The organism is Kutzneria sp. NPDC051319, assembly GCF_040682195.1.
Taxonomy (GTDB): domain Bacteria; phylum Actinomycetota; class Actinomycetes; order Mycobacteriales; family Pseudonocardiaceae; genus Kutzneria.
Window position 1 is genome coordinate 1 of sequence record NZ_JBFBAM010000158.1, and the last position, 2,575, is coordinate 2,575.

Annotated in this window: 4 protein-coding genes; 1 reads left to right on the forward strand and 3 read right to left on the reverse strand. The window is 70.7% G+C overall.

Annotated features, from left to right (window positions below; all coding sequences use genetic code 11):
- The 3 genes from AB0M73_RS49695 to AB0M73_RS49705 all read right to left on the reverse strand — a co-directional run.
- Window positions 1-101: hypothetical protein (locus tag AB0M73_RS49695; RefSeq protein WP_363907227.1), on the reverse strand; the 101-nt coding region annotated here is incomplete at its 3' end.
- Complete coding sequence (locus tag AB0M73_RS49700; protein ID WP_363907221.1) at window positions 91-1,056, reverse strand: 2-oxoglutarate and iron-dependent oxygenase domain-containing protein; 966 nt, start codon at window positions 1,054-1,056, stop codon at window positions 91-93. The genes AB0M73_RS49700 and AB0M73_RS49695, both read right to left, overlap by 11 nt.
- On the reverse strand, window positions 1,053-1,523 hold the full coding sequence (locus tag AB0M73_RS49705) for a nucleoside deaminase (protein WP_363907223.1): 471 nt from the start codon (window positions 1,521-1,523) through the stop codon (window positions 1,053-1,055). The genes AB0M73_RS49700 and AB0M73_RS49705 overlap by 4 nt, the downstream gene beginning before the upstream one ends.
- Before the next feature lie 18 nt (window positions 1,524-1,541).
- Here AB0M73_RS49705 and AB0M73_RS49710 point away from each other — a divergent pair, with 18 nt between their 5' ends.
- Window positions 1,542-2,480 (forward strand): CHAD domain-containing protein, encoded by a 939-nt coding sequence (locus tag AB0M73_RS49710; protein WP_363907225.1) that lies wholly within the window; start codon window positions 1,542-1,544, stop codon window positions 2,478-2,480.
- The last annotated feature ends 95 nt before the right edge of the window (window positions 2,481-2,575 follow it).

Sequence of the window (2,575 nt, forward strand, 5' to 3'; positions counted from 1 at the left end):
GCGACGCCGTTGCGGCGCAGCACCTCCGCGGTCCCGGTGGTGGCCAGGATCTCGAAGCCCAGGTCGGCCCCGAACTTTGCCGCCCCCCGATCAGCCGACACTGATCGCGGCCAGCTTCTCCTTCAGGTACTGCCCCCAGTTGGTGGGCGGGTAGGTGCGGCGGCCGATGGGCGGGGCCAGGGACTCCACCACGGCGTCGTGGTTGGCCTCGTAGAAGAAGACCAACGACACGAGGTCCTCGGTGGGGGCGTCGGCGGGCGGGGGAAGGACGCGGTGGCGGGTGGAGCGCCAGCGGTCGCCGGTCCAGCGGGCCATGAGGTCGCCGATGTTGACGGTGAAGGCGGCGGGGTCGTACGGGGCGTCGATCCACTGGCCGTCGGCGGTGTAGATCTGGAGGCCGCCGAGGCCGGGCTCGCGGTCCAACACGGTCACGGTGCCGAAGTCGGTGTGCGGGCCGATGCGGAACTGGCCCTCGGCGGCGGGGCCGACGCGGGTCAGGGGCGGGTACCAGTTGATGTTGAAGCCGTAGGTGGGCTCGGACAGGAACGGCTCGAAGTAGTCGACGTCCAGGCCGAGGGCGACGGCGCACAGGGCCATCAGCTCGTCGGACAGGGCGTGCATCTCGTCCAGGTACTCGCCGACGACGGAGCGCATCCGGGGCAGTTGGGCGTCGGGCCAGACGTTGGGGGCGAACCACTCGGCGTCGACGGCGGGGTTGCCGGTGGGGGTGTCGCAGGCGGCGGTGAAGGACTCCTTCATGTCCGGTGGCGTGGGCGTGCCCTCGGCGTAGCCGTTGGCCTCGGCCCCGGGAGGCAGCCAGCCGCGGCCGCCGACGGCGGTGGCGTAGGTCTGCTTGACGTCCTCGGGCAGCGCGAAGAACTCCCGGGCCACAGCCCGCGTGTCGTCACGCAACGAGGTGCTGACCTCGTGCCCGGTGATCAACAGGAAGCCGGCCGTCTGCAAGGCCTCGTCGACGCGGGCGGCGACCTCGGCACGGTCCCGGTCGTCGCCGTGGAACCAGGCCTGGAGGTCGATGCTGGGCACTGCCTCGGTCACGGAGTCTCCCCGATGTCCTCGAACCACAGGTGCGGTTCGGCCGCGATGAACTCGGTCATCATGCTGACGCATTCGGCGTCGTCGAGCACCGTCACGGCCACGCCGTGCTCGGCCAGCCAGTCGTGGCCGCCGTGGAAGGTGCGGGCCTCGCCGATCACGACGTGGCCGATGTTGAACTGGCGGACGAGGCCGGAGCAGTACCAGCACGGCGACAGCGTGGTCACCATGATCGTGTCCCGATAGGTCGGTCGCCGGCCGGCGTTGCGGAAGGCGGCGGTCTCGGCGTGCATCGAGGGATCACCGTCCTGCACGCGGCGGTTGTGGCCGCTGCCCAACAGCGTGCCGTCCACGTGGAAAAGCGCGGCGCCGATCGGGATGCCGCCCTCGGCCCGACCGGCCTTGGCCTCGCGAACGGCCGTTTCGAGCAGGTCCGCGTGCGTCTCTTCGGGGGAGCCATTGATCCGCATGTCACCTACCATTCACCAATGAGCACGTCCATCGCCCCAGCTCGCCGGCCCGTCACGCCGGAACGTCTGGGCCTGGCGCCGCTCCCGGTCCCGGCCACCGCGAAGGATCCGGTCGCCCGCCACGTCCGAGCGGCGCTGCATGCCCAGACGTTGGCCATGCTGCACTACGAGCCCGGCACCCGCACCGGCGAGGATCCCGAGGACCTGCACCAGATGCGCGTGTCGGTGCGGCGGCTGCGAGCTGTGCTCAAGTCCGCGCCCGACAGTGTGCCCGATAGTGCCAAGCTGCGGGTCGAGCTGGGCTGGCTCGGTGGCGCGCTGGGGCCGGTGCGGGATCTGGACGTGCTGATCGATCGTCTTCGGGCCGAGTCCGACGACTTTCCCGATGACGAGCGGACCGTCGCCACCACCCTGTTGGACGGCCTCGTCAACGACCGGGTCTCCGCTCGTGAACGACTCACCTCGGCCCTGAACAGCTCGCGCTACCGGACGCTGCTGGGTCACCTGGCCCAGGCGGCCAACTCCGAGCTCGACCCGACCGCGCCGGAGCCCGCCTTGATGGACCTGGTGCGGGCGCCGTACCGGAAGCTGCGCAAGGCGGTCCGGGCCCTGCCGGCCGATCCGCCGGACGAGGACCTGCACCGGCTGCGCATTCTCGGCAAGCGTTTGCGGTACGCCGCCGAGCTGGTCCGTCCCATCACCGGCAAGCAGCTCAAGGAGCTCGTGCGGGCGTCGAAGGAGCTACAGGAGGTGCTGGGCGAGCACCAGGACGCCTGCGTCGCCGAGCAGGAGGTCCGGCGACTGGTGGCCGCCCAGGGCGACGTCGTCGACTGGGACCTCGTGTTCGTGGCCGGGCGGCTGGTGGAGCGGGAGCACGTCCGCCGGGTAACCACCCGCGACCTGTGGCACGCCGCGTGGTCGGCGGTAGACCGCCAGGGTAGAACCGTCCTTCGCTGAACACCCCCTCTTTTGCCACATGCGCTTCCTATGTGGCACCAGGCGCCAAGCGGGAAGCGCATGTGGCGTTTGGGGGTGGAAACGCCACATGCGCT

Excerpts from the sequence above, each read along its gene's own strand:
- AB0M73_RS49710 (WP_363907225.1), top strand. The coding sequence starts at position 1,542 with ATGAGCACGTCCATCGCCCCAGCTCGCCGGCCCGTCACGCCGGAACGT.
- AB0M73_RS49705 (WP_363907223.1), bottom strand. The coding sequence starts at position 1,523 with ATGCGGATCAATGGCTCCCCCGAAGAGACGCACGCGGACCTGCTCGAA.